This is a genomic window from Phenylobacterium sp. (assembly GCF_030645195.1).
Taxonomy (GTDB): Bacteria; Pseudomonadota; Alphaproteobacteria; order Caulobacterales; family Caulobacteraceae; genus Phenylobacterium.
In genome coordinates, this window is sequence record NZ_JAUSLW010000002.1 from 1 (window position 1) to 24,249 (window position 24,249).

Genomic DNA, 24,249 nt, shown 5'->3' on the forward strand with positions numbered 1-24,249 from the left:
GGCGCAAGAACCGTGCGCTGGGGGGCGTCCGGGAGGAAGGATCTGCGACCATGCTCGCCCATCGCCACAGCGCCGTCGGGCGCAAGCTCGTTCTCATCCTGATGTCCAGCGCCGCGCTCGCGGCCTGCGCCACGCCCCATCCGCGGCTGGCCAGCAAGCTGCCTGGCGTCACGCCGGGCACGGCGCCCTCGGGGGCCGGGGGCCGCTACAAGGTGGGATCGCCCTATCAGGTGGCCGGCGTCTGGTACGTCCCGCACGAGGATCCGAAGTACGACGCCACCGGGGTCGCCTCCTGGTACGGCGACGAATTCCACATGAAGCCGACCGCCAATGGCGAGATCTTCGACATGCACGCGGTGTCGGCGGCGCACACGACCCTGCCGCTGCCGTCCATCGTCGAGGTGACCAACCTCGACAACGGCAAGAGGATTCAGGTGCGGGTCAACGACCGCGGCCCCTTTATCGGCGGCCGGGTGATCGATCTCAGCCACGAAGCGGCGCGCCAACTCGGCTATGACCGCAAGGGCCTGGCCAATGTGCGGGTGAAGTATGTCGGCCCCGCCACCCTGGGCGGCCCCGACACCGGCATGCGCTACGCTACCGGCGCCACGCCGCCGCCGACCCTTCCAGCCTACGCCCCGCCGCTGCCAGCCTATGCGCCGCCGACCCCGGTGGCCGTGGCCTCGGCGAGCCTGCCGCCGATCACCGGGGCGGCCATCGCACCGACCCAGATCCCGCCGGTCTCCTCGGCGGCGCCGGTGTTCGGCGGCGCGCCGAAGGTTGTCGCGGCCAGCGCCTACCGGGTACAGGCCGGCGCCTTCAGTGACCCGGCCAATGCCCAGCGGGTCGCCAACCAGCTATCCGGCGCCGGGGTGGCCACCATCGAGCCCCTGCAGCGCCCCGACGGGGTGACCCTCTATCGCGTCGTCCTGCAGGGCGGAGCCGACGAGGGCGAGGCCTGGGGCCTGCGTGACAAGGTCGCCTCCTACGGCTTCGCCGAGGCCCGGGTGCTGCGTCCCTTCTAGGGTTCTGGACAAACGGCGCGGAGCCGCCATGTTGCGCCCGTGGCGCGCGGCAGGTTCATCACGTTCGAAGGCGGGGAAGGGGCGGGGAAATCCACCCAGGTCCGGCGCCTTGTCGCGCGGCTGGACGCTGCCGGGATCGAGGTGGTCGCCACCCGCGAGCCCGGGGGCTCGCCCGGCGCGGAGGCCATTCGCGCCCTGGTTCTGACCGGTTCGGCCGACCGCTGGAGCCCGATCACCGAGACCCTGCTGATGTACGGCGCCCGCCGGGACCACATCGAGCGCACCATCACGCCGGCCCTTGAGCGCGGCGCCTGGGTGGTCTGCGACCGCTTCGCCGATTCGACCCGCGCCTATCAGGGCGGGGCCGGCGACGTGGCGCCGGAGCTGATCGCCGCCCTGGAGACCCACGTGCTGGGGACGGTGCGGCCCGACCTGACCCTGGTGTTCGATCTGCCTGTGGATGTCGGCCTGGCCCGGGCGGAGGTCCACGCCAAGGCCTCCGGCCACGCCGAGACGCGGTTTGAGTCCAAGGGCCTAGCCTTCCACGAGCGCCTGCGGACCGCCTTCCGGCAGATCGCCGCGGCCGAGCCGGAGCGCTGCGTCCTGGTGGACGCCGCCGGGACCATCGAGACGGTGGAGTCGGATGTCTGGACGGCGGTGTCGGATCGGTTGCACCCCCATGGCTGACGAGATCCCCCATCCCCGCGACGTCTTTCGCCTGCAGGGGCACGAGGCCGCGGAAGAGGCCTTCGAGGCCAGCCGTGCGCGCGGCCGGCTGCACCATGCCTGGCTGCTGACCGGACCGGAGGGGGTCGGCAAGGCCACCTTCGCCTATCGCGCCGCGCGCCGGTTGCTGGGCGCCCCGCCGGCGCCCGACTACGGCGTGCTGGGCGCCGATCCGGACCATCCTGTGAGCCGCCAGATGATGGCGCGGTCCCACCCCGACATCCTGGTCCTGGAGCGGGTCGGTGAGGACGGCAAGCCGCGCAAGGTCATCCCGGTGGACGAGGCCCGCAAACTGTCGGAGTTCTTCTCCAAGTCCCCGGCCAGCGCCCCGCACCGGGTGGCGATCATCGACGCCGCTGACGACCTGAACGCCAACAGCGCCAACGCCGTGCTCAAGACCCTGGAGGAGCCGCCCCCCAGCGGGGTGCTGCTGCTGGTCTCCCATTCGCCGGGCCGGCTGCTGCCCACCATCCGCTCGCGCTGCCGCAGGCTCGCCTTCCACGGCCTGCCGGAGGCCGAGACCGCGGCCTTCGTCCAGGCCCACACCCAGGCCAACGCCGAGGACGCCATCCGCTTGGCGCGGATGTCGGGCGGGGCGCCGGGCCGGGCCTGGGCGCTGGCCAACGCCGGCGCCGTGGCCATCGACGACGCGGCCAAGGAGCTGCTGCGTGACCTGCCGAAGATCGACGAGGCCGCCGCCCTGTCCCTCGCAGACAGGTTCCGCGGGGGGGAGGGCGCCAACCAGTTCAACCTGCTGTTCGAGCGCCTGGCCGAGCGGGTCCACGCCCAGGTCCTGGCCCGGGCCAATGAGGGCCATGGCGCCCTTGATCGCTGGGCCTCGGCGTGGGAGACGCTGCAGCGCCTGCCGCGCGACGTCGAAGCCGTGAACCTCGATCGCACGGACGCCCTCTTCACGGCGCTTTCCGAACTGCGTGACGCCGCGCGCGCCTGAGCCCGTCATGCTGATCGACAGTCACGTCAACCTGCACGCCCCACAATTCGACGAGGACCGCGAGGCCGTGATCGCCCGCGCTCGCGCCGCGGGGGTCGGGCTGATGGTCAATATCTGCGACAAGATCCCGAACTTCCCAGCCGTCCGCGCCCTGGCCGACCAGCCGGACATCTGGTGCACGGTGGGCGCCCATCCCCACGAGGCCAAGGATCACACCGACCTGACCGCCCAGGCCCTGATCGCCTACGCCGCCGATCCACGGGTGGTGGGGATCGGGGAGACCGGGCTCGATTTCCACTACGACCTCAGCCCCCGCGACATCCAGGCCGCCGTCTTCCGCCAGCACATCCTCGCCGCGCGCGCGACCGGCCTGCCCCTGGTGGTCCACACCCGCGAGGCCGACGAGGTGATGGGGGACATGCTGGAGGAAGAGCACGCCAAGGGGGCGTTCCGCATCCTGATGCACTGCTACACCTCCGGCGCGGAACTCGCGGCCCGAGCCGCCGCCCTGGGCGCCTGGTTCTCGGTCTCCGGCATCGCCACTTTCAAGGCCGCCGAGGACGTGCGGTCCGTCGTGCGCGATATGCCCTCCGACCGGATCATCGTGGAGACCGACTGCCCCTACCTGGCGCCGGTTCCCCATCGCGGACGGCGCAACGAGCCGGCCTATCTGCCCGAGGTCCTGGTCAAGCTGGCGGAGATTCGCGGCTGGTCGCGGGACGAGGCCGAGGCGCGGACCGAGACCGCCTTCTTTAATCTGTTTGAGCGGATTCCCCGCCCGTGAGCGGCGTGCTGGAGTTCACCATCCTGGGCTGCGGCTCCTCCGGCGGGGTGCCGCGGGCCGACGGCGACTGGGGCGCCTGCGACCCCGCCAATCCGAAGAACCGGCGGCGGCGTTGCTCCCTGCTGGTCCGCCGCCCCGGGGAGAGCGCCGAGAGTTCAACCACGGTGATCGTCGACACCTCGCCGGACCTGGTGGGTCAGACCTCCGACGCCGGGGTGCGGCGGCTGGACGCCGTGCTGTTGACCCACGACCATGCCGATCAGATCCACGGCATCGACGACATCCGCGCCTTCGCCATCGGCCAGAGGACGCGGATTCCCTGCCACAGCGACCAGGCCACCGCGATCTCGGCCCGCCGCCGCTTCGGCTACATCTTCGAGGGGGAGGGGGGCTATCCCCCCATCGCCGACCTGCAGCCGATTCCGCCGCACGGCGAACCCTGGCGCGTGGATGGCCCCTCGGGGGTGATCCCCGTGGTCACCTTCGACCAGGACCATGGCCTGGTGCGCTCGGTGGGCTACCGGTTCGGGGGCGTGGCCTATTCCAGCGACGTGGTGGACCTAAACGACGCGGCCTTCGAGGCCCTGAGCGACCTCGACGTCTGGATCGTCGACGCCCTGCGCTGGCGGCCCCACCCGACCCACGCCCACGTCGAGCGGACCCTGCACTGGATCGAGCGCCTGCGGCCCCGGCGCGCCATCCTCACCAACATGCATATCGACCTGGACTACGAAGACCTGAAGGCGCAACTTCCCGACGGGGTCGAGCCGGCCTATGACGGCCTGAGATTCCAACATGAAGTGGGTGGTAGGTTCCTTTGACTATACCGCCGCTTAAGATGGGTTTTATCGCCTCACGAAATGGCTCGTCCATGCGGGCTGTCGTGGCGGCGATCGGCGCCGGGACCCTGCCCGCGGCGGCGCGTCTGGTCGTGAGCAACAACCGGAAGTCCGCAGCCCTCGAGTTCGCCCAGACCCACGGGATCGAGAGCCTCTGCCTGCCGACGGAGAAGGATCCCGAGGCGGCCGACCTGGCCTTGCGCGACGCCATGACGGCCGCCGGGGTCGAGCTGATCGTGCTGTCGGGCTATCTGCGCAAGCTGGGGCCCGCGACCCTGGCCCGTTACCGCAACCGCATCCTCAACATCCACCCCGGGCGCCTGCCGGAGTTCGGCGGGGAGGGGATGTATGGCCGGCGCGTGCATGAGGCGGTGATCGCCGCCGGCGTCCCGGCCAGCGGCGTCACCATCCACCTGGTGGACGAGGAGTACGACCGTGGCCCCATCCTGGCGCGCCGGGACCTGGCCCTGAACCCCGGCGAGACCGTCGACAGCCTGGAGGCGCGGATCACGACCCTGGAGCCGCTGTTCTTCGTCGAGACCCTTCAGGCCATCGCCGCCGGCGAGCTGGCCCTGCCGGATTAGGCCGCCGCGAGGCTGGCGCGGGCCGGAACGGGCAGGGGGTTTCCCGCCGCCCGGGCGCGCTTCTCGCCGCGGGCGATCTCCCGGTGCAGGTCGTCGACATAGGTCCCAAAGTCGACCTGAATCGTGTGGCGCTTGGACTGGTAGTACTGGCCCAGATGGGTCTGCTCGTCCTTGACGATGATCTTCTCCATCTCGGCGGGCGAGGGCGGCAGGTAGCGGCCGGCCAGATAGGCTGCGGCCAGCTTGCTCTGCTGTTCGGCGAAATTCACCAGGGTCGGAAGGGGCTGGGCTAGCGCCATGTAGAACAGGTTCGGCGCGCCGGGCTTCATCATCCGCTTGAACAGGGGCAGGCGGTGATCGGCGTCCGGGACCAGGTCCGGATCGTCGAAGAACGGGAAGCGCATGTCGTAACCGGTGGCGAAGACGATGGCGTCCACGTCCTCGATGCTGTCGTCGGCGAAGCGGACGCGCTTACCCTCCAGGGCCTTGATGGCCGGCTTGAACTTGATGTCGCCGCAGCCGGCGCGGGTGAGGAACTCGCCGCTCACCGAGGGGTGGGCCTCCAGGGGCTCGTGGTCCGGCTTTGGAAGACCATAATCTTCCATGTTTCCAAGGGTTTTCTTGATCATTTTGCGGGCCATGGCCAGGCCCAGCTTGCGGGGCATCCAGGCGGGCATCGACGCCTTGTCGGCCGGCTTGCCGTTCATGTACTTGGGCATCACCCAGACCCCGCGCCGGGCCGAAACCCACAGGGTCTTGGCGATGGGCCTCTGGGACAGCTCCGAGGCGATGTCCATGGCCGAATTGCCCATGCCCACCACCACGACGTTCTTGCCGCGCATGTCGACGGGATCGAAGGGGTCGCAATAGGCGTGGCTGTGGAAGGCCGGGCCGTCGAACTCGCCCGGATACTCCGGGATCCGCGGGCTCCAGTGGTGCCCGTTGCAGACGAAGAGCGCGTCGTAGATTCTTGTTTCACCAGTGGAAAGCGTCACCGACCACAGGCCATCGGGCGTGCGCCGGGCCTTTTCGACGCCGGTGTTGAAGGTGATGCTCTCCCACAAGCCGAAGTGGTCGACATAGTCCTTGAAATACTGCAGCAGCTGGGCGTGATGCGGGAAATCGGGCCAGTCGGCCGGGACCGGGAAATCCTCGAAGGCCAGGCGCCATTTCGAGGTGTCGATGTGCAGGCTCTCGTAACAGGCCGACATGCCGTTGGGGTTCTTGAAGTACCAGTTGCCGCCGATGTCGTCGGAGACCTCGAAGCAGTCGTAGGGAATCCCGAAATCCTTCAACCGCTTAGCGGTCGTGAATCCGGAGCAGCCGGCGCCGATGATGCAGGCCTTGGGCAATGGGCTCACGGCGGAACTCCTGGACTTCTGTTCGGCTGGCGAGCCTAGGCAGCGGGCCTGGGGCCGTCAAAGGTCACCCAACGGCATGCCGCAGCGCCATTCTCCAATTTCCGATAATATTCCTTAGGCGAGGAATGGATATGGCGATCCACGGTCCCCCTGGGCCACGCCGTCCCCTCAGCGCGGATATTGGTCCACCAGGGAAAGCCTGGGCACGCGGGCGCTGCGGGCGATCACCGCGCCCGGCGCGATCACCGCATTGGCGCCAACGCGCGCGCCGTCCCCCAGCAGAGCGCCGAACTTGTCGACGCCGGTCTCGATGATCCGGCCGTCCGCGACGATACGGATCGCCTTGTCCTCCAGCTCGTTGCGGTAGTTGGCGACGATGGCCCCGGCCTCGATGTTGACCCCGGCTCCCAGGATGGAGTCGCCGACGAAGTTGAGGTGGGCCAGCTTGGAGCCCTTGAACATGAAGCTGGTCTTCAGCTCCGCGCCCGGCCCCACGATGCAGTCCTCGTCCAGGAAGGTCCCGCCGCGCAGATAGGCGCCGGCGGCCACGAAGCAACGCGGACCGATGATGGCGGGGGCCTTAACGACCGCGCCGGCCTCGACGGTGGCCGAGGCGTGAATCGCCACTTCGCCGTTAACCACATAGGGGGCCGTCAGGCCGGCGATCGCGGCGGCGACGTGGGCTTCCGCCGCCTGGGTCACGGTCCAGGGCGAGTCGGTCAGGCACCCAAAGGGCGAGGTCCGCCAGCGGTCGACATAGGCGGCGATGTCCATGCTGTCTCCGGGACTCAGGCGGTGCGTTGCTCCAAGGGTGATCCGTCAAAGGCCAAGCTGTCGAGGGCGCCGTCGGCCAGGGCGGCCACCTCCCCCACCACGATCAGCACCGGCCCGCCATTGACCGGGGCGCACAGCGCCCCGAGGCCGTCCAACCGGCCGCTGGCGAGGCGCGCCTGGGGCTCGCCGGCGCTCTCCACCGCCAGGACCGGGGTCGAAGCCGCGCGACCGGCGGCGATCAGGGCCTCGCTCAGAGCCTGGGCCGCGCCGCCGCCCATATAGATGGCCAAGGTCGCCTCCGGATCGGCGGCGGCGCGCCAGTCCAGGGCCAGCTTGCCGGCCTCAAGCCTGGCGGTCGTGAACACCACGCGGCGCGCCTGGCCGCGATGGGTCAGGGGGAAGCCGAACTGGGCGGCCGCCGCGCAGGCCGCGGTGACGCCCGGCACGATCTGCACCGGCACGCCGTGGCCCTGCAGGAAGGCGCGCTCCTCCCCCACCCGGCCGAAGATCGACGGATCGCCGCCCTTCAGGCGCACCACGCGCAGACCCCGGCGGGCCAGGCGCAGCATCAGGCGGTTGATGGTCTCCTGCTTCATGCTGGTTCGCCCGGCGCGCTTGCCCGTCTGGATGCGGATACAGCCCTGGGGCGCCAGGTCGAGGATCTCCGCCCCCACCAGGGCGTCATAGAGCAGGGCCTGGGCGCTCTCCACGGCGCGCAGGGCGCGGACGGTCATCAGGTCGACCGGTCCCGGGCCGGCGCCCACCAGCAGAACCTCTCCCATGTCATGTCCCATGTCATGCGGCATCCTGGGTCTCCCGAACGGGGGTGAAAGCGGCGAGGCGGCGGGCGATCTCGGGCCGGCAGGACCCGCAGTTGGTCCCGGCGCCGGTGGCCGCTCCGACGGCCTCGACCGTGGCGGCGCCGGCCTGGACGGCCTGGTCGATGGTGCGGGCGGCGACCTTCAGGCAGGCGCAGACCGTGGGGCCCTTGTCGATCACCGGCCCGGGCGGACGGCCGAACAGCAGGGTGGCGCGGGCCTCCGGAGGAAGGGTCGTGTGTTCGAACAGCTCCGCCAGCCAGTCGCGGGGCGGCAGGGCGCCGGCGGTGGCGATGAACAGCACCCGCTCAAGTCGGCCGCCGGCGATCCAGGCCTCCCGGCGCGCGCCGGTGGCGGGGTCGCCATAGGTCAGCAGTTCCCCGGCCGGTTCGCCCAGGGCGCGGCGGAGGTGTTCGCGCTCGGTCTCGTCACCGCGGCCGGCGAACTCGTGCAGGGTGCAGGCGGTCTGGGGGATGCGCCGCCAGATCAGGTCGGCGCCCTCGGGGGCCGCGAAGGCCTGGCGGGCGATCAGGAAACCCTTCCAGGTCTCGCGATAGGCCCGCACCCGCGCGGGAGTGTGCTTGAACTCCGGCTGGCCCGAGGTGGGGTCGATGTTGGGGGCGATCAGGGGGTTGGAGCGGCCGGACGGGGCGTAGGCGTCGGTCCAGTGCATGGGCATGAAGACGCCGCCCCGCCGCTGGCGGTCGGTGAGGCGGGCGACGGCCACTGCCTCCCCCCGCGCCGTCTGGATGCGAGTGAGCGCCCCCTCCCCCACGCCGACCGCGGCGGCGTCCTCCGGGTGGATCTCGACAAAGGGCTCGGGGGCATGGCGCCACAGGTCGGCCGCCAGGCCGGTGCGGGTCAGGGTGTGCCACTGGTCGCGGATGCGGCCGGTATTCAGGGAGAGCGGATAGGCCGGATCGCAGGCGCTGGCCGGGCCCCTGGGCTGGACCGGGACCATGTTGGCCCGCGCGTCCGGGGTCTGGAAGCGCCCGTCGGTGAACAGGCGCGGCGTGCCGTCGCGGTCGGCGGCCACCGGCCACTGGACGGGGCGCAACCCGTCATACTCATCGCGGGATAGACCCACGAGGCCCGAGAGGTTGAGGGTGCGGTCGGTGTTCTCGAAGGCGGTCAGGCGCGCCCACTCGCGGAAGACGCTGGCCTGGCTGGTCCAGGAGAAGGCGTCGCCGAACCCCATGGCGTCGGCCACCTCGGCGATGATCCGCCAGTCCGGGCGCGCCTGGTCGGGTGGCGGGAACAGGGCGCGCTGGCGGGAGATCCGGCGCTCCGAATTCGTGACAGTGCCGTCCTTCTCGCCCCAGGCCAGGGCCGGCAGCTTCACGTGGGCGAAGGCCATGGTGTCGGTGTCGGCCATGCCGTCGGAGACCGCCACGAAGGGGCAGTTGGCCAGCGCCTCGCGGACCCGGGTGGCGTCCGGCATGCTGACCGCCGGGTTGGTGGCCATGACCCAGATGGCCTTGATGCGCCCGTCGTGGACCGCCTCGAACATGTCCACCGCCTTCAGGCCGGGCTTGACCGCGGTGGCGGGCGCGCCCCAGAAGCGGGCCACGCGGGCGACATCGGCGGGGGCGAAGTCCATGTGACCGGCCAGGGTGTTGGCCATGCCGCCGGTCTCGCGCCCGCCCATGGCGTTGGGCTGTCCGGTGATGGAGAAGGGGCACGCGCCGGGCTTGCCGATCCGGCCGGTGGCCAGGTGAGCGTTGAGGATCGCCAGGCCCTTGGCCACCCCCTGCGCCGACTGGTTGGCGCCCATGGAGAACAGGCTGACGGTCCTCGGCGTCTCCGCGAACATCCGGTAGAAGGCCTCAAGATCGGCCAGGGCCAGGCCGCAGTCGGCGGCGACGGCCGAGAGGGACTGGTCGGCCTCGGAGAGCGCGGCCTCCACGGCGGCGAAGCCGTTCACATGCTCGGCGATATAGGCCCGGTCGACCGCGCCGCGGCCGATCAGGTCGGCCAGCAGGCCGTTCCAGAGCCGCACGTCCATCTGGGGGGCCAGGGGCAGGTGCAGGTCGGCCACCTCGGCGGTGTCGGTGCGGCGCGGGTCGATGACGACGTGCCGCTGCCCCCTGCCCCGCGCCGCCTCCATGCGCCGGAACAGCACCGGATGGGTCCAGGCCGCGTTGTGGCCGCTGAACACCACCAGGTCGGCGAGGTCGAGATCCTCGTAGCAGCCGGGCACCAAATCGGCGCCGAAGGCCTGTTTGTGGGCCGCCACCGCCGAGGCCATGCAGAGCCGGGAATTGGTGTCGATATTGCCCGAGCCGATGAAGCCCTTCATCAGCTTGTTGGCGGCGTAGTAGTCCTCTGTGAGCAGCTGGCCCGAGACATAAAAGGCCACCGAGTCCGGGCCGTGCCGGGCGATGGTCTGGCTGAAGCGCCGCGCCACCAGGGTCGTCGCCTCGCTCCAGCTGGCCTCGCGCTCGCCGATCATCGGGGCGAGCAGCCGGCCCTCCAGGCCCACCGTCGCCCCCAGGGCCGAGCCCTTGGAGCAGAGGCGGCCGGCGTTGGCCGGGTGGCGTAGGTCGCCGCTCACCGCCAGGGTCCGCCCCTCGGCGCGCGCCTCGACGCCGCACCCGACCCCGCAATAGGGGCAGGTGGTGGCTGTCGCCGGGGTCAGGGCGCCGTCGGCCACGCTAGATCCTGTCGAGGCGCAACAGCAGGCGGCCGTCGCGCACCTCCAGGGGCACGACCGGGGCGCAGCCGCCGCCCTTGTCGGCGCCGACCCCCTCCCCGGTGGCCAGGTCGATGACCCGGCCGTGCAGGGGGCAGGTCACCGACTGGCCGTGGACGATGCCCTGGCTGAGCGGACCGCCCTTGTGCGGGCAGGCGTCCATCAGGGCGAAGACGGCGCCGTCGCCGGTGCGGAAGATGGCGACGTCGCCCCGCGGACTGGGCAGGCGCCGGGCGCCCCGGCGGGGGATGTCGGTGACGGCGCCGACATCGATCCAGACGGGTTCTCTGACGATGGCGTTCATGCGGGTTCGAACTCCAGGCGGCGGCTGAGGGGGGTGAATTCGTCGGTGTGACGGCCGGCGACCCGCTCGGCCCAGGGGTCCATGCGGGCGAAACGCTGCGAATAGGCGAAGCGGTCGTAGAGCGCCCGGCGGTCGTCGGGCTCGGCCAGGGCCGCCTTGATGGCGTCCAGGCCGACGCGGTCCATCCACTTGTAGATCCGCTCCAGGTACCAGCCCTGCTCGCGATAGAGCTGAACCAGCGCGCAGATGGTCCAGACGGCCTCATCCTCGGTGGCGACCTTGGTGAGGACTTCCGTGCCGCGGATGTGCAGGCCGGCCGCGCCGCCGACATGGATCTCGAAGCCACTGTCGACGCAGACCACGCCGACGTCCTTGCAGGTGGCCTCGGCGCAGTTGCGGGGGCAGCCGGAGACCGCCAGCTTGACCTTGGCCGGGGTCCAGGAGCCCCACATGAACTTCTCCAGCCGGATGCCGAGGCCCGTGGAGTCCTGGGTGCCGAATCGGCACCAGTCGGAACCGACGCAGGTCTTCACCGTGCGCAGGCCCTTGGCGTAGGCGTGGCCGGAGACCATGCCGGCCGCGTTGAGATCGGCCCAGACTGCCGGCAGGTCGTCCTTCTTGACCCCCAGCAAATCGATCCGCTGGCCGCCGGTGACCTTGACCGCGGGGATCGAGAACTTGTCGGCCACGTCGGCGATGGCCCGCAGTTCGGCCGGCGAGGTCATGCCGCCCCACATGCGTGGCACGACGGAATAGGTCCCGTCCTTCTGGATGTTGGCGTGGACCCGTTCGTTGATGAACCGCGACTGCTTGTCGTCCTGGTAGGCCCCCGGCCATGCGCACAGCAGGTAGTAGTTCAGCGCCGGCCGGCACGAGGCGCAGCCATCGGGCGTCGTCCATTCCAGGGCCTGATGGATGGCCGGCATGGATTTCAGCTCGCCCTCAAGGATGGCCCGGCGGACCACGTCGTGGGTGTGGCTGGTGCACTTGCACATCGGCGCGGGGCCAGTCTGGACCTGGAAGCCGTCGCCCAGGGTCAGCTTCAGCAGCTTTTCCACCAGCGGGGTGCAGGAGCCGCAGGAAGCCGAGGCCTTGGTGACCGCGCGGACCGCGTCCAGGGTCGAGAGCCCCTGCCCCGTGATGGCGCCGGTGATCTGGCCCTTGCACACGCCGTTGCAGCCGCAGACCTCCTGGTCGTCGGACATGGCCGCAACGGCCGAACTAGGGTCCAGACCCGCCAGGCCCTCCGTGATGGCCTGGCCGAAGATCAGGGTCTCGCGGATACCGCTGACGTCGGCGCGTGAGCGCATCAGGTCGAAGTACCAGCCGCCGTCGGTGGCGTCGCCGAACAGGACGGCGCCGGCGACCTTGCCGTTCTCCAGCACCACGCGCTTGTAGACCCCGCGCCCGGCGTCGCGGAACACGATGTCCTCGCAGGCCTCGCCGCCAGCGAAGGCGCCGGCCGAGAAGACGTCGACGCCCGAGACCTTCAGCCGGGTCGAGAGCATGGAGCCGCCATAGGCGCTGGCCTCGTCGCCGGTCAGAGCGGCGGCCAGCGTCTTGCACATGTCCCAGATGGGGGCCACCAGGCCGTAGGCGACGCCCCGGTGTTCGGCGCATTCCCCCACCGCATAGATGTCGGGATCGTCGGTGCGCATCTGGTCATCGACCACGACCCCGCGGCCGACGGCGAGACCGGAGGCCTTGGCGAGCGCCGTATTGGGGCGGATGCCCACGGCCATGATCAGGATCGAACAGGGCAGCACCCGGCCGTCCTGCAGCTTCAGGCCGCTGACCTTGCCGTCCTGGCCGAGGATGGCCTCGGACTGGGCCGAGAGCACGGTCTCCACCCCGCGCTGGGCCAGGGCCTCGGTGAGCAGGAAGCCCGCGGCGGAGTCGAGCTGGCGCTCCATCAGCACGTCCATCAGGTGGACGACGGTGGCCTTCATGCCGCGGCGGGCCAGGCCATAGGCGGCCTCCAGCCCCAGCAGGCCGCCGCCGATCACCACGGCCTGCCCGCCCGCCTCGGCGGCGGTGACCATCTGGGCCACATCGTCCAGGTCGCGGAAGGTGACCACACCCGCAAGGTCGGCGCCGGGGAGCGGCAGGCGGACCGGATCGGAACCGCTGGCCAGGATCAGCTTGTCGTAGGCGACCGTGAGGCCGCCCTCCACCGTGACGGTCTTGCCGGCGCGGTCGATGGCCAGCACCGCGCGGCCGGCGTGCAGGGTGATGGCGTTTTCGCGGTACCAGGCCTCGTCATTGATGACGATGTCCTCGAAGGCCTTCTCTCCGGCCAGGACCGGCGAGAGCATGATGCGGTTGTAGTTCACCCGCGGCTCGGCGCCGAAGATGGTGATCTCGTAGCGGTCCGGATCGCGCTTGAGGATGTCCTCCACCACCCGGCAGCCGGCCATGCCGTTGCCGATGACGACGAGTCGTTGCTTGGACGTTTGCATGGTCATGCCCCTCAGACCCGGACCGGAACGGAGTCGGTGGGCGCCAGGGTCGGCCAGACCGCGCGCCAGTGGTTCTTGAGGCTGGTCAGGGCCACCAGGGCGAACAGCGCCAGGGCGGCGAAGCCCAGGAATCCCAGCTGGTAGGTGCCGGTCAGTTTCTTCGCCATGCCGAGGGTGGAGGCGAGATAGAAGCCGCCGATCCCGCCGGTCATGCCGATGAATCCGGTCATCACCCCGATCTCCTTGCGGAACCGCTGGGGGGCGAGTTGGAAGACCGCGCCGTTGCCGGCGCCCAGGGCCGCCATGCTCAGCAGCAGCACCACCAGGGCCAGCCAGGCGTTGGGCATCTGGAAGCTGGCGGTCACCAGGCCGACGGCGGCGAGGCCCAGCACCACGATCAGGGTCCGCACCCCGCCGAAGCGGTCGGCCAAGGCCCCGCCCACCGGCCTGACGAAGGACCCGGCGAAGACGCAACCGGCGGTGAAGAAGCCGGCGATCACCGGGTCCAGGCCATATTCCGAATTGAAGTAGATGGTGAGGGAGGACGACAGGCCTACAAAGCCGCCGAAGGTGACGCTGTAGAGCAGCATCAGCCACCAGGCGTCGGGGACCTTCAGCACCTCCAGATACTCACCGAGGCGCTTGGGGGCGGGCTGTTCGGGGGCGTCCTTCGCCAACAGCAGGTAGACCACGAAGGCCACCAGCAGCGGCAGCATGGCCAGGCCGATGACGTTGCTCCAGCCAAAGGTCTTGGCCAGCAGCGGGGCGAACAGGGCCGCCAGCGCCGTGCCCGAGTTGCCGGCCCCGGCGATGCCGAGGGCCAGGCCCTGGTGCTCCTGAGGATACCAGCGCGAGGCCAGCGGCAGGGCGACGGCGAAGGAGGCGCCGGCCACGCCGAGCAGCACGCCGAGGGCCAGGACCTGGTGATAGTTGTGGATCCCCAGCAGCCAGGCGGTGGCCAGGCCGGTGAGGACGACGGCCTGGCCGATGAGGCCGGTGCGCTTGGGGCCGATGCGGTCGACCAGGACCCCGGCCACCAGGCGCAGCAGCGCGCCCGACAGCACCGGCACGGCGACCATCAGCCCCTTCTGGGCGGGATCGAGGTGGAATTCGGCGGCGATCGCCACGCCGAGCGGGCCCAGGAGCACCCAGACCATGAAGCTGAAGTCGAAATAGAGAAAGGCGGCGAACAGAGTCGGGGTGTGGCCCGACTTGAGGAAGGAACGCATCAACATGGACAAACCTCGGGTGAACGAGAGCGGCGACAGCGCCGTTGGGGTGACCGCATCCGAGCGGTCTTCTCGATCAGCCGCGAACGTCGTTGTCCGTGGGCCTGGGCTCATGACGCACTGCAACATGGCCGCTGTCAGGCGTGGCGAGGGTGTGGCGAGGGTGTTCGGCTCGACCGCCTAGTTTAAAGGCGCCCAAAATCTCGCCCTGGTGAAAAACTAGGCGGTCTGGGCGGCGCCGTCGAACAGGGGACTCATGGCCGGCAGCGCCGCCGTTCCGAGTCCAGTCGCCTGCAGGGCCTCAAGCGCCAGGTCGGGGCGATAGACGGCCGCCGCCAGGCCGCCTTGGTCGACATCCGGCCCGATCTGATTCCATCGGCGCATCTGCTCCAGGAACCAGCGGGCGTGCTCCAGCCGCGGCACGCTGGCGCCGTCGCGGTGGAATACGAGCTCATCGGAGATGGCCGGGGCGATAGCGTCGGCTTCCGCGCCCACATGTTCCGGCCGGGCCAGGAGGTCGCTCAGCTCCCGCAGGTTCTCCGGCGCGTCGCACCAGGCCTGGGCCCGAACCAGGGCGCGCAGCAGGGCCTGGAGCTGCCGCGGCTCGCGCCGGGCGAAGTCCGCCGTCACACCCAGCACCTTGTCGGGGCCGGCAGGCCAGAACTTGGAGGTGCGCAGCACCACCCGGCCCAGGCCGCCGCGGCTGGCCACCGTGTTCCAGGGGGCGCCGACGCAAATCCCGTCCACCTGGCCCGCGCGCAGTTGCTCCACCATGCGCGGCGGCGGCACCACCACCAGCCGCACGTCGCGGTCGGGGTCGACGCCTGCCGAGGCCAGCCAGTAGCGCAGGGCGTACATGTGCATCGAGAACGGGAAGACGACGGCGAAGGTCAGGGGCGGCTCGCCCCCGGCCCGCCGCTGGGCGATGAAGCCGGCCAGGGCCGCGGCGGTCTCCTGCGGCGTCTCGGCGCCGGTGGGCAGGGCGTGGATCAGGCGGTTGGAGAGGGTCACGCCGGCCCCGTTCACGGCCAGGGCCAGGGGAGCCAGCATGGCCGCCGCCGGCTCGCCCACTCCGGCGGTGGCCGCGAGCGCCATGGGGGCCAGCATGTGGGCGGCGTCGAGGGCGCCCACCATCACCTTGTCGCGGATGGTGGCCCAGGAGGCTTCCCGGCTCAGGACCACGTCCAGGCCCTCGGCGGCGAACAGGCCCCGGTCCTGGGCCACGATCAGCGGCGCGCAATCGGTCAGGGGGATGAACCCCAGGGTCAGGGCGGTCACGAGGCGTCTCCCTTCAGCACGCCCGCGAAGGCCAGCAGGTCGGCGGCCACCGCGCCGATCGGGCGGCCCTTGTCCATGGCGAGCTTGCGCAGCAGCTTGTAGGCGCCGTCCTCGTCCAGCCCGCGCTCCTTCATCAGCAGGCCCTTGGCCCGATCCACCACCTTGCGCGACTCCAGGTTGGCCTTGGCCTTGGCCAAGTCGCCGCGCAGCTGCTGCATCAGGGAGAAGCGGGTCATGGCCACTTCCAGGATCGAGCGCACCCGTCCCGGCGCCAGGCCATCGACGATATAGGCCGCCACCCCGGCGCGGATCGCCTGCTCGGCCAGGCCCGGCTCGGAGCGGTCGGCGAACATCACCACGGGGCGGGGATTGGTCTCGCCGGCCTCGCGCAGGCTCTCCAGGATGTCGCGGTCGGCGCTGTCGCAGGCGATGACGATGATATCGGGGGCGAAACCGGCCAGCGCCTCGGCGTCGAAGACAGCCGCCTGCCGGACCTCCAGGGGATCGACGCCCTGCAGGCCTTCGGCCACCAGCGCGGCGCGGGCTGGATCGGGATCTATGACGAGGACGCGCATGGGGCGCTTCTAGCTGTGGGAAGGCGGCGCCAAGCCTTAGCCTGCGTCGGCGGGGCATGACACGAGCAAGTCGCCCATTCGGAAGGCGCCCATCGCCTGAAAAACAGGCGATCAGCCCAGTCCGGCGGCCCTCAGCAGCCGCGCCCGCTCCTCGGGCGTGTTGGCGCCGCGGATTCGGTCCGCGGCGTCGGCGGCCACGGCCAGCTGGGCGAGGCCCGCGCGCTCGACGATTCGCCGCAGCGGCCAGTCCTGGCGCAGGTCCGTCGGGACGGCGGCCGGATCGATCGCCATGGGAACCGGGAAACCCTCGAAGGCGGCGCCCGGACCAGCGGCCGCCAGCAGTCGGGTCAGATCCTCAACGCGCAGGGTCGGGGCGTCCACCGCCAGGATCAGCACCTGGGTGAGCTCCTCGCCCAGCAAAGCCAGCCCGGCCAGGATGCCGGCCGCCGGACCGCTGAAGGGCGCGGGGTCCGGGGCGCGGGGCAGGCCGAAGTCGCCCTCCCCCGCCGTGACGATCCGCGCTGCCCCCGCGCCCTGCGCCAGGGTGACCACCCGGTCGATGGCGCGTACCCCGCCCCACAGCTGGAGGGCCTTGTCGGTCCCCATCCGGCGCGAGGCGCCCCCGGTCAGGATAATCGCGCCGAGGCGGTTGGGAGCGTTGTCGGACATCGCGCCAGTGTCGTGGCGCGCCAGGCAGGGTCAAGCCGCCAGAAAGGCCGCGCGCGCGCCGCCCGGCTCGGGATAGTTTGCGCGCCATGAGTGCTTCGTCCCCGGTCCTGTCCCTGACCGCCCTGCGCAAGTCGGTCCCCGGTGGCCGCGTCCTGTTCGAGGGGCTGGACCTCCAGGTCGCCCCTGGCGAGATCGTCGCCGTCATGGGGGAGTCCGGGGTGGGCAAGTCGACCCTGCTCAACCTGATCGCAGGGCTGGACCAGGCCGACGGCGGCCAGGTGGCGATCGACGGAACGGCGCTGCAGAGCCTCGACGACGACGGCCGCACACGGCTTCGGCGCGACCGGATCGGCTTCGTCTTCCAGGCCTTCCACCTCCTGCCTCACCTGACCCTGGCCCAGAATGTCGCCCTGCCGCTGGTCCTGCAGTCAGTGGAGGCCGGCGAGGCGACCCGGCGGGCGACCGCGCTGCTGGACGCCATCGGCCTGACCAGGCGCGCCAATGACCGTCCCGCCCAGCTCTCCGGTGGCGAATTGCAGCGCGTGGCGCTGGCCCGCGCCCTGGTCCATCGCCCCGCCCTCGTCCTGGCCGACGAGCCTACCGGCAATCTCGATCCGGAGACCGCCGCGCGCATCCTCGACCTCTTCGTCGCCCAGGTGCGCGGCTTCGGCGCCGCGGCGATCCTGGTCACCCATTCCGAGCGGGCCGCGGCGGTGGCCGACCGCAGCCTCACCCTCACCCGCGAGGGCCTGGTCGCACACCATGACGGCTGAACGCCGGCCTCTCAGCCGCACGGCGCTGGCCTGGATGATGGTGGGGGAGTGGCGCGCCCATCCCGGCCGGGTGGCGACCGCCGCGCTCGCCATCGCCATCGGCGTGGCCCTGGGTTTCGCCGTCCACCTGATCAATGGCTCGGCCCAGAACGAACTGGCCCAGGCGGTCCGAACGGTGAACGCCGACGCCGACCTGCAGGTCCATTCCTCCACGCCGCTGGGCTTCGATGAGGGCCTATATCCCAGCCTCGCCCGCGCGCCGGGGATCGCGGCGGCCAGTCCGGTCGTGGAGCTGCGGGCCCGGTTCGGAGTCGGGCCGTCCCAATCCCTTGAGGGCGGCGGCCTGACCCTGCTGGGGATCGATCCCCTGCGGGCCGCCGCCGTCACGCCGACCCTGCTGGGGCGCGGCGCGGTCCGGGCGGCGGAGGGCGCGGGGGGCTTCGTGCCCGAGAGCGTCTTCGATCCCCGCGCCATCGCCCTGTCGCCCGCGGCCTTGGCGGCCAGCGGGCGCAAGGTGGGGGAGACCGTCACCCTGACGGCGGCCGGTCGGACAGTGACCTTCGGGGTGGCCGGGGTCTTGTCCCAGGCGTCCTCCGAGCAGCAGATCGCGGTAATCGACATCGCCACCGCCCAATGGCTGTTCGGCAGCCTCGGCCGCCTGCAGCGCATCGACCTGAAGTTCGCCCCCGGCGCCGATCCGCAGGCGGTGCAGGCGGCCCTGCGCGCGCGCCTGCCCGCCGACGCCCAGATCGTCACCGCCCAGTCCGAGGCCCGGCGCGGCGACAACCTCACCAAGGCCTATCGGGTCAATCTGGAGATGCTGGCCCTGATGGCCCTGCTGACCGGCGGATTCCTGGTCTATTCGGCCCAGTCGCTGTCGGTGGCGCGCCGCCGGCCGCAGTTCGCCCTGCTGCGGGTCCTGGGTCTGGAGCGCCGCGGCCTGCTGGCCCAGGTCTTCGTTGAGGGGGCTCTCGTGGGAGGGGTCGGGGCGGTCCTCGGTCTGGCGCTCGGACTTGGCGTGGCGGTCGGCACGCTGAAATTCCTCGGGGGCGACCTGGGCGGCGGCTATTTCCGCGGCACGACGCCGGACCTGGTGATCACGCCCCTGCCCGCCCTGATCTTCTTCGTCCTTGGCCTGGCCGCGGCCCTGATCGGCAGCCTGCTGCCGGCGATGGAGGCCGCTCGCGCCCAGCCGGGCATCGCCCTGAAGGACATCGGCGATCGCAACGATCCCGACGCCCGGCCCGCCGCCTGGTGGGGCGTCGGCCTGCTGGCGGCCGGGACCCTGGCGGCCTTCCTGCCGGCGATCGGCGGCCTGCCGCTGTTCGGCTATCTCTCCATCGGCCTGATGCTGGCCGGCGGCGTGGCGGCCATGCCCTGGTTGGCGCGGGTGCTGCTCTCGCCCCTGCGCGGTCCGGCGCGGCGGGTCCTGGTCCTGGACCTGGCGATCCAGCGGCTCTGGGGCGCGCCGGCCCAGGCCGCCGTGGCCCTGTGCGGCATCGTGGCCAGCACCAGCCTGATGGTGGCCATGGCGGTGATGGTGGCCAGCCTGCGCGGCTCGGTGGACGACTGGCTGAACGACATCCTGCCCTCGGACCTGCTGTTCCGGGTGGAGAGCGGCGGCTTCGATCCCGCCCTGCGGGCCAAGCTCGCCGCCGCGCCGGGGGTGGACGCGGTCCTGTTCCAGAAGACCCTGCCGGTGAGGCTGTCGCCGGACATGCCGCCCCTGATCCTGCTGGTGCGGCCGGTGGATCGCGACCAGCCCGCCGACAAGTTGCCGATGATCGGCGCCGTGGCCCAGGCGCCGGCGGGGGTGACGCCGGTCTGGCTCTCCGAACCCGCCGCCCGGCTCTATGGCCGCAAGGTGGGCGAGCGAATGATCCTGCCGCTGGGGGGCGGAAGCTCGCAGGTCTTCATCGGGGGAATCTGGCGCGACTACGCCCGCCAGGCCGGCGCCATCGCCATGGACGGGGCCGACTACACCCGCCTGACCGGGGATGACCTGCGCACCGAGGCCTCCCTCGACCTTGCGCCCGGCGTCACCCCGGCCCAGGCGACGAGGACCCTGCGGGCCCTGTTGCCCGCGCCGCTCGCCGCCCAGGTGCAGTTCTTCGAGACCCGACAGATGCGGGCGCTCGCCCTGCGCTTGTTCGATTCCAGTTTCGCCCTGACCTATGCCCTGGAAGCCATCGCCATCGTCGTCGGACTGGCCGGGGTGGCGGCCACCTTCTCGGCCCAGACGCTGGCGCGCACCAAGGAGTTCGGCATGCTGCGCCATGTCGGCGTCCTGCGCCGACAGGTGATGGCCATGCTGGCGGCCGAGGGCGCGCTGCTGGGGGCAGTGGGGGTGATCGCCGGCCTGGGCCTTGGCCTGGCCATGAGCCAGGTGCTGATCCACGTGGTCAATCCGCAGTCCTTCCACTGGACGATGGAGACCCGATTGCCGCTTGGCCTGTTCGCCAGCCTGGCGGTGGCCCTGGTGGCGGCCGGCGCCGGCACGGCGGTCCTGGCCGGGCGCCGCGCCCTGTCGGGCGATGCGGTGCGCGCCGTGCGGGAGGATTGGTGATGGCCCGACGTCTCAAGCGAGTGGGCCTGGCCTTGCTGGCGGCCCTGCTCATGGCCGCGGCGCCGGACGCTCCGGTGATGCCGGTGTTCCCGCCTGTCCGTCCCGACCAGGCCCTGAGATTCCCGGCCGACCACGGCGCCCATCCCGACTACCGGACCGAGTGGTGGTACGTCACCGGCTGGCTGAAGACGCAGGATGGCCGCGACCTGGGGTTCCAGGTCACCTTCTTCCGAAGCCGCCTGTCGGTGGACCAGCGCAATCCCAGCGCCTTCGCGCCCAAACAGATTCTCTTCGCCCATGCCGGCCTCTCGGACCCCAAGCTCGGCAAACTGCTTCACGACGGCCGGATGGCGCGGCAGGGACTTGGCCTGGCGCAGGCCAAGGTCGGCGACGCCGACATCGTCATCGATGATTGGCGGCTGGCGCGGGGGCCGGACAATCGCTTCCAGGCCCGCGCCAAGGCCGCCGACTTCACCCTGGACCTCGCCTTCGCGCCCAGTCAGCCGGTCCTGCTGCAGGGCGACCGGGGCTTCAGCCGCAAGGGACCCCTGCCCTCCCAGGCCAGCCATTACTACAGCCTGCCGCACCTGAAGGTGTCGGGGAGCGTGATCCAGGGCGGCAGGCGGGTGAAGGTGACCGGCGAGGCCTGGCTCGACCACGAATGGTCCTCCACCCTGCTGGATCCCAAGGCCGTGGGCTGGGACTGGGTGGGGCTCAACCTCGACGACGGCGGCGCCCTGACGGCGTTCCGGGTGCGCGACGCCGCGGGTCAGACGGTTTGGGCGGGGGGCTCGCTGCGGGCCGCCGATGGATCGACGGCGCACCTGGGCCCTGGCGACGTGAGCTTCGGCACGGAGCGGGTCTGGCGTTCGCCGCGCACCGGAGGCCGCTATCCTGTGCAGCGCGAGCTGGTGGTGCGCACTCCGACCGGCGAGCGGCGCTGGCGGCTGACCCCACTGTTCGAAGACCAGGAACTGGACAGCCGACGGACGGGCGGTCCGGTCTATTGGGAGGGAGCGGTTCGGGCCCCTGGCGCGCGAGGCTATCTTGAGCTTACCGGCTATGTTTCGCCCCTGAAGATGTGAGGACTAACGCTTGGTGACTTAGACTTTCGCGTCGGTACCCAGCGTTATCGCCAATGAATCCTTGCCAATCCTGCCTATTCATGGGATACGCGCCCCATCGAATTTCGATTTGGCGCGGCTTGCGATTTCGGCCCACCCTGGTGGAGCCCCGAAGTTACCCTCCCTACCATCATGAACTTTGATTCTGCGGCGGCGCTTTGCCAGCCGAATACACTATTGCTAGGACTAAACGACTATGGCTACCGGAACTGTTAAGTGGTTCAACGCCCAAAAGGGCTTCGGCTTTATCGAGCCTGAAAATGGCGGCGGCGACGTGTTCGTCCACATTTCGGCCGTTGAACGTTCGACCCTCGGCTCGATCCATGAGGGTCAAAAGCTGAGCTACGAGCTCGAGCGTGACCAGCGCAGCGGCAAGATGTCCGCCGGGCAACTCACTGCGGCTTAAGACGAGCCGAGCGTCCGCCTGAGCGGAGCTCTGAACGTCAGACGGGCTGGCCTCGCGCCGGCCCGTTTTCTTTTGTCGGTTCTACGACAAAGACCCCCCGGCGGGCCGGGTTCGTGCTATGTTGCAGGTCGCTCCGCATAGGGGCCCTGTCGGCGACTCGCCCACCCCGCCGACCTGCCCGAACCGCGTCCCGCGCCTTGTGGGGCCAATCGGGGAAGAAAGGCGAACTATGATCAAGTCCTACAAGGTCTCACCGGTGAACACCCGCGGACCCACCATCGACGATCTTCGTGACGCTGTCGCGAAGGGCGAGGCCGACGGCGTCTCGCGCGAGACCATGGCCCTGCGCCTGACCTTCCGTGACGAATCCCTCATCAAGCGCAGCCCCGATGTCGGCTTGGACGAAGTCAGCTTCGTCGATGGCCAGATGCGATTCGTGGGCGTGCGGGTCATCGTCGGCAACATCCCGGTCAGCGTGCTGGATCTCGATCCTCAGCCCGAGCCGGAGCCGGTGGCTCCGCCCGTGAAGGTCAAGAAGACCCGCGCCAAGGCCAAGCCGAAGGTCGCCGCGGCCACGGCCGCCTGAGGCCGGCTTCGCCACAGTAAGGTCACGCTTGCGGGCCTTCATGGCGGCGGGGCGGCTTGGTCCGCCCCGGTTTTGCGTCTGACCCGGAGCCCGCCATGCGCCTGCTCATCGCCTCCGCCATCGCCGTCCTGACCGCGGGTTCAGCCGCCGCCGCCCCGTTCTCCACCGTGGCCAGCGTCGACGTCCAGATCGGTCCTGAACTTCAGAAGAAGGCCGTCGAGGATCTCGGCGAAAAGGACATTCAGCGCCTGGCCGCGGAACTGCGCCGGGATGTCCTGCGCGAGCTGGAACGCACCGGCGTCCTGGCCGGCGGCCGGATGGAGCTGGTGCTCACCGACGTGAAGCCGAACCGGCCCACCATGCGCCAGCTCGGCAAGAAGCCCGGCCTCTCCTATGAGAGCTTCGGGATCGGCGGCGCCACCGTGGATGGCCAGGCCGTCTCCGTCGAGGGCGAGGTCACGCCCATCCACTTCCAATGGTACGAGAGCGACATTCGCGAAGCCTGGCGCAAACCGACCTGGGCCGACGCCAACTACGCCTTCGACCGCTTCGCCTATCGCTTTGGCCGCGGCGAGACCTACGCCGCCCGCTGAACCGCGCTTGCCGGAGGGGCCCGGCGCCGAAGCGCGCCACCATCCCGTTCAGCTCCTCGGCCTGGCCGGCCAGGGCGTGATTGGCGCGGTTGGTCTCCTCCACCATGGTCGCATTGTGGTGGGTCGTGCGATCCATCCTGGCGCGGACTTGTTTTACGGCGCCTCTACACGCCCTGGCGGTGCGGCGCGATATCCGCCCACCTACTACCCAATACGACCTTGCCTCGACGCGCTCCGCGCGGTCAGATCGCCGCCTTCGCGGGCGGCCTATCCCGCCGCGCCACAGGGACGTCCGCTGTCGGACCGCGACCCAACCGAGGATCTCCATGCGCGACACCGACCTGCGCCCTATCGACCGCCTGCTGGCTATCATGGCCCGCCTGCGGGACCCGGACGGCGGCTGCGAGTGGGACCTGGAGCAGACCTTCGCCACCATCGCCCCCTATACGGTGGAGGAGGCCTATGAGGTGGCCGACGCCATTGAGCGAGGCGACCTGACCGACCTGCGCGACGAACTGGGGGACCTGCTGCTGCAGGTGGTTTTCCACGCCCGGATGGCCGAGGAACAGGGCGCCTTTTCCTTCGACGACGTGGCCACCGCCATCTCCGAGAAGATGATCCGCCGACACCCCCACGTGTTCGGCCAGGAGGCCCAGCGCAGCAGCGCCGAGCAGACCCGCGCCTGGGAGGTGATCAAGGCCAAGGAGCGCGCCGGCAAGGGTCGCGACCAGAGCCTGCTGGACGACGTCCCCGTCGGCCTGCCGGGCCTGACCCGGGCTGTGAAGCTCTCACGGCGCGCCGCCGGGGTGGGCTTCGTCTGGCCCACGGTGGACCAGGTGCTGGAGAAACTGGATGAGGAAGTCGCCGAGCTGAAGGCCGAGATCGCGGCCGGCGACCTGGCCAAGGCCCGCGACGAGCTGGGGGATGTGCTCTTCGTCGTGGCCAATATCGCGCGCACCCTGGAGATCGATCCGGAGGACGCCGTCCGCGCCACCAACGCCAAGTTCGCCCGCCGCTTCCGCTTCATCGAGGCGGCCCTGAAGGCGCGGGGCAAGACTCCCGATCAGTCGGACCTGGCCGAGATGGACGCCCTGTGGGACGCGGCCAAGGCGGCGGAGCGGGGTTAGGCCCC

General features: G+C 70.7%; 23 protein-coding genes. 13 read left to right on the top strand and 10 right to left on the bottom strand.

Annotated elements, in window-relative coordinates; all coding sequences use genetic code 11:
- The 6 genes from Q7T09_RS00075 to Q7T09_RS00100 all read left to right on the top strand — a co-directional run.
- The coding region (locus Q7T09_RS00075; protein ID WP_370689176.1) for a septal ring lytic transglycosylase RlpA family protein at positions 1 to 1,025 on the top strand (1,025 nt) is incomplete at its 5' end.
- Positions 1,026 to 1,064: 39 nt separating this feature from the next.
- Positions 1,065 to 1,712 (top strand): dTMP kinase, encoded by a 648-nt coding sequence (tmk, locus tag Q7T09_RS00080; RefSeq protein WP_304696912.1) that lies wholly within the window; start codon positions 1,065 to 1,067, stop codon positions 1,710 to 1,712.
- Positions 1,705 to 2,703: a DNA polymerase III subunit delta' gene (locus Q7T09_RS00085; RefSeq protein WP_304696913.1), complete on the top strand. Its 999-nt coding sequence runs from the start codon at positions 1,705 to 1,707 to the stop codon at positions 2,701 to 2,703. The genes tmk and Q7T09_RS00085 overlap by 8 nt, the downstream gene beginning before the upstream one ends.
- A gap of 7 nt (positions 2,704 to 2,710) precedes the next feature.
- Positions 2,711 to 3,487, top strand: coding sequence for a TatD family hydrolase (locus Q7T09_RS00090; RefSeq protein WP_304696914.1), 777 nt, complete (start codon positions 2,711 to 2,713; stop codon positions 3,485 to 3,487).
- Positions 3,484 to 4,308, top strand: a complete 825-nt coding sequence (locus tag Q7T09_RS00095; RefSeq protein WP_304696915.1) for an MBL fold metallo-hydrolase — start codon at positions 3,484 to 3,486, stop codon at positions 4,306 to 4,308. The genes Q7T09_RS00090 and Q7T09_RS00095 overlap by 4 nt, the downstream gene beginning before the upstream one ends.
- A gap of 17 nt (positions 4,309 to 4,325) precedes the next feature.
- A complete protein-coding gene (locus Q7T09_RS00100; protein WP_304696916.1) occupies positions 4,326 to 4,910 on the top strand; it encodes a phosphoribosylglycinamide formyltransferase in 585 nt (194 codons plus the stop codon).
- Here the strand turns inward: Q7T09_RS00100 and Q7T09_RS00105 are convergent.
- From Q7T09_RS00105 to Q7T09_RS00150, 10 genes are all read right to left on the bottom strand, one after another.
- A complete protein-coding gene (locus Q7T09_RS00105) occupies positions 4,907 to 6,271 on the bottom strand; it encodes an NAD(P)/FAD-dependent oxidoreductase (RefSeq protein ID WP_304696917.1) in 1,365 nt (454 codons plus the stop codon). The two genes, Q7T09_RS00100 and Q7T09_RS00105, sit on opposite strands and share 4 nt — an antisense overlap.
- Positions 6,272 to 6,439: 168 nt before the next feature.
- Positions 6,440 to 7,045 carry a hypothetical protein gene (locus Q7T09_RS00110; RefSeq protein WP_304696918.1) on the bottom strand — a complete coding sequence of 202 codons (606 nt, stop codon included), beginning with the start codon at positions 7,043 to 7,045 and terminating at the stop codon, positions 6,440 to 6,442.
- Positions 7,046 to 7,059: 14 nt separating this feature from the next.
- A complete protein-coding gene (cobA, locus tag Q7T09_RS00115) occupies positions 7,060 to 7,827 on the bottom strand; it encodes a uroporphyrinogen-III C-methyltransferase (protein ID WP_304696919.1) in 768 nt (255 codons plus the stop codon).
- A 13-nt stretch (positions 7,828 to 7,840) separates the two neighbouring features.
- Entirely contained in the window at positions 7,841 to 10,516 is a 2,676-nt protein-coding gene (locus Q7T09_RS00120) for a nitrate reductase (protein WP_304696920.1), read from the bottom strand.
- A gap of 1 nt (position 10,517) precedes the next feature.
- Complete coding sequence (locus Q7T09_RS00125) at positions 10,518 to 10,859, bottom strand: nitrite reductase (NAD(P)H) small subunit (RefSeq protein WP_304696921.1); 342 nt, start codon at positions 10,857 to 10,859, stop codon at positions 10,518 to 10,520.
- Positions 10,856 to 13,324 carry a nitrite reductase large subunit NirB gene (gene nirB / locus Q7T09_RS00130; RefSeq protein WP_304696922.1) on the bottom strand — a complete coding sequence of 823 codons (2,469 nt, stop codon included), beginning with the start codon at positions 13,322 to 13,324 and terminating at the stop codon, positions 10,856 to 10,858. The genes Q7T09_RS00125 and nirB overlap by 4 nt, the downstream gene beginning before the upstream one ends.
- Positions 13,325 to 13,329: 5 nt before the next feature.
- Positions 13,330 to 14,553 carry a NarK/NasA family nitrate transporter gene (locus Q7T09_RS00135; protein ID WP_304696923.1) on the bottom strand — a complete coding sequence of 408 codons (1,224 nt, stop codon included), beginning with the start codon at positions 14,551 to 14,553 and terminating at the stop codon, positions 13,330 to 13,332.
- Between the two features lie 213 nt (positions 14,554 to 14,766).
- Positions 14,767 to 15,825, bottom strand: a complete 1,059-nt coding sequence (locus Q7T09_RS00140; RefSeq protein ID WP_304696924.1) for a CmpA/NrtA family ABC transporter substrate-binding protein — start codon at positions 15,823 to 15,825, stop codon at positions 14,767 to 14,769.
- Entirely contained in the window at positions 15,822 to 16,400 is a 579-nt protein-coding gene (locus tag Q7T09_RS00145; RefSeq protein ID WP_304696925.1) for an ANTAR domain-containing response regulator, read from the bottom strand. Before Q7T09_RS00145 ends, Q7T09_RS00140 begins: the two co-directional genes overlap by 4 nt.
- 111 nt (positions 16,401 to 16,511) lie before the next feature.
- On the bottom strand, positions 16,512 to 17,069 hold the full coding sequence (locus Q7T09_RS00150; protein ID WP_304696926.1) for a molybdenum cofactor guanylyltransferase: 558 nt from the start codon (positions 17,067 to 17,069) through the stop codon (positions 16,512 to 16,514).
- Between the two features lie 86 nt (positions 17,070 to 17,155).
- Between Q7T09_RS00150 and Q7T09_RS00155 the strand changes: the two genes are divergently transcribed.
- From Q7T09_RS00155 to mazG, 7 genes are all read left to right on the top strand, one after another.
- A complete protein-coding gene (locus tag Q7T09_RS00155) occupies positions 17,156 to 17,842 on the top strand; it encodes an ABC transporter ATP-binding protein (protein WP_304696927.1) in 687 nt (228 codons plus the stop codon).
- Positions 17,832 to 20,408, top strand: coding sequence for an FtsX-like permease family protein (locus Q7T09_RS00160; protein ID WP_304696928.1), 2,577 nt, complete (start codon positions 17,832 to 17,834; stop codon positions 20,406 to 20,408). The genes Q7T09_RS00155 and Q7T09_RS00160 overlap by 11 nt, the downstream gene beginning before the upstream one ends.
- Entirely contained in the window at positions 20,408 to 21,493 is a 1,086-nt protein-coding gene (locus Q7T09_RS00165) for a carotenoid 1,2-hydratase (RefSeq protein WP_304696929.1), read from the top strand. The genes Q7T09_RS00160 and Q7T09_RS00165 overlap by 1 nt, the downstream gene beginning before the upstream one ends.
- A gap of 235 nt (positions 21,494 to 21,728) precedes the next feature.
- Positions 21,729 to 21,938 (top strand): cold-shock protein, encoded by a 210-nt coding sequence (locus tag Q7T09_RS00170; RefSeq protein WP_304696930.1) that lies wholly within the window; start codon positions 21,729 to 21,731, stop codon positions 21,936 to 21,938.
- A gap of 229 nt (positions 21,939 to 22,167) precedes the next feature.
- On the top strand, positions 22,168 to 22,524 hold the full coding sequence (locus Q7T09_RS00175) for a hypothetical protein (protein WP_304696931.1): 357 nt from the start codon (positions 22,168 to 22,170) through the stop codon (positions 22,522 to 22,524).
- Positions 22,525 to 22,619: 95 nt separating this feature from the next.
- Positions 22,620 to 23,117 (top strand): hypothetical protein, encoded by a 498-nt coding sequence (locus Q7T09_RS00180; protein WP_304696932.1) that lies wholly within the window; start codon positions 22,620 to 22,622, stop codon positions 23,115 to 23,117.
- Between the two features lie 326 nt (positions 23,118 to 23,443).
- Complete coding sequence (gene mazG / locus Q7T09_RS00185) at positions 23,444 to 24,244, top strand: nucleoside triphosphate pyrophosphohydrolase (RefSeq protein ID WP_304696933.1); 801 nt, start codon at positions 23,444 to 23,446, stop codon at positions 24,242 to 24,244.
- Positions 24,245 to 24,249 lie beyond the last annotated feature (5 nt).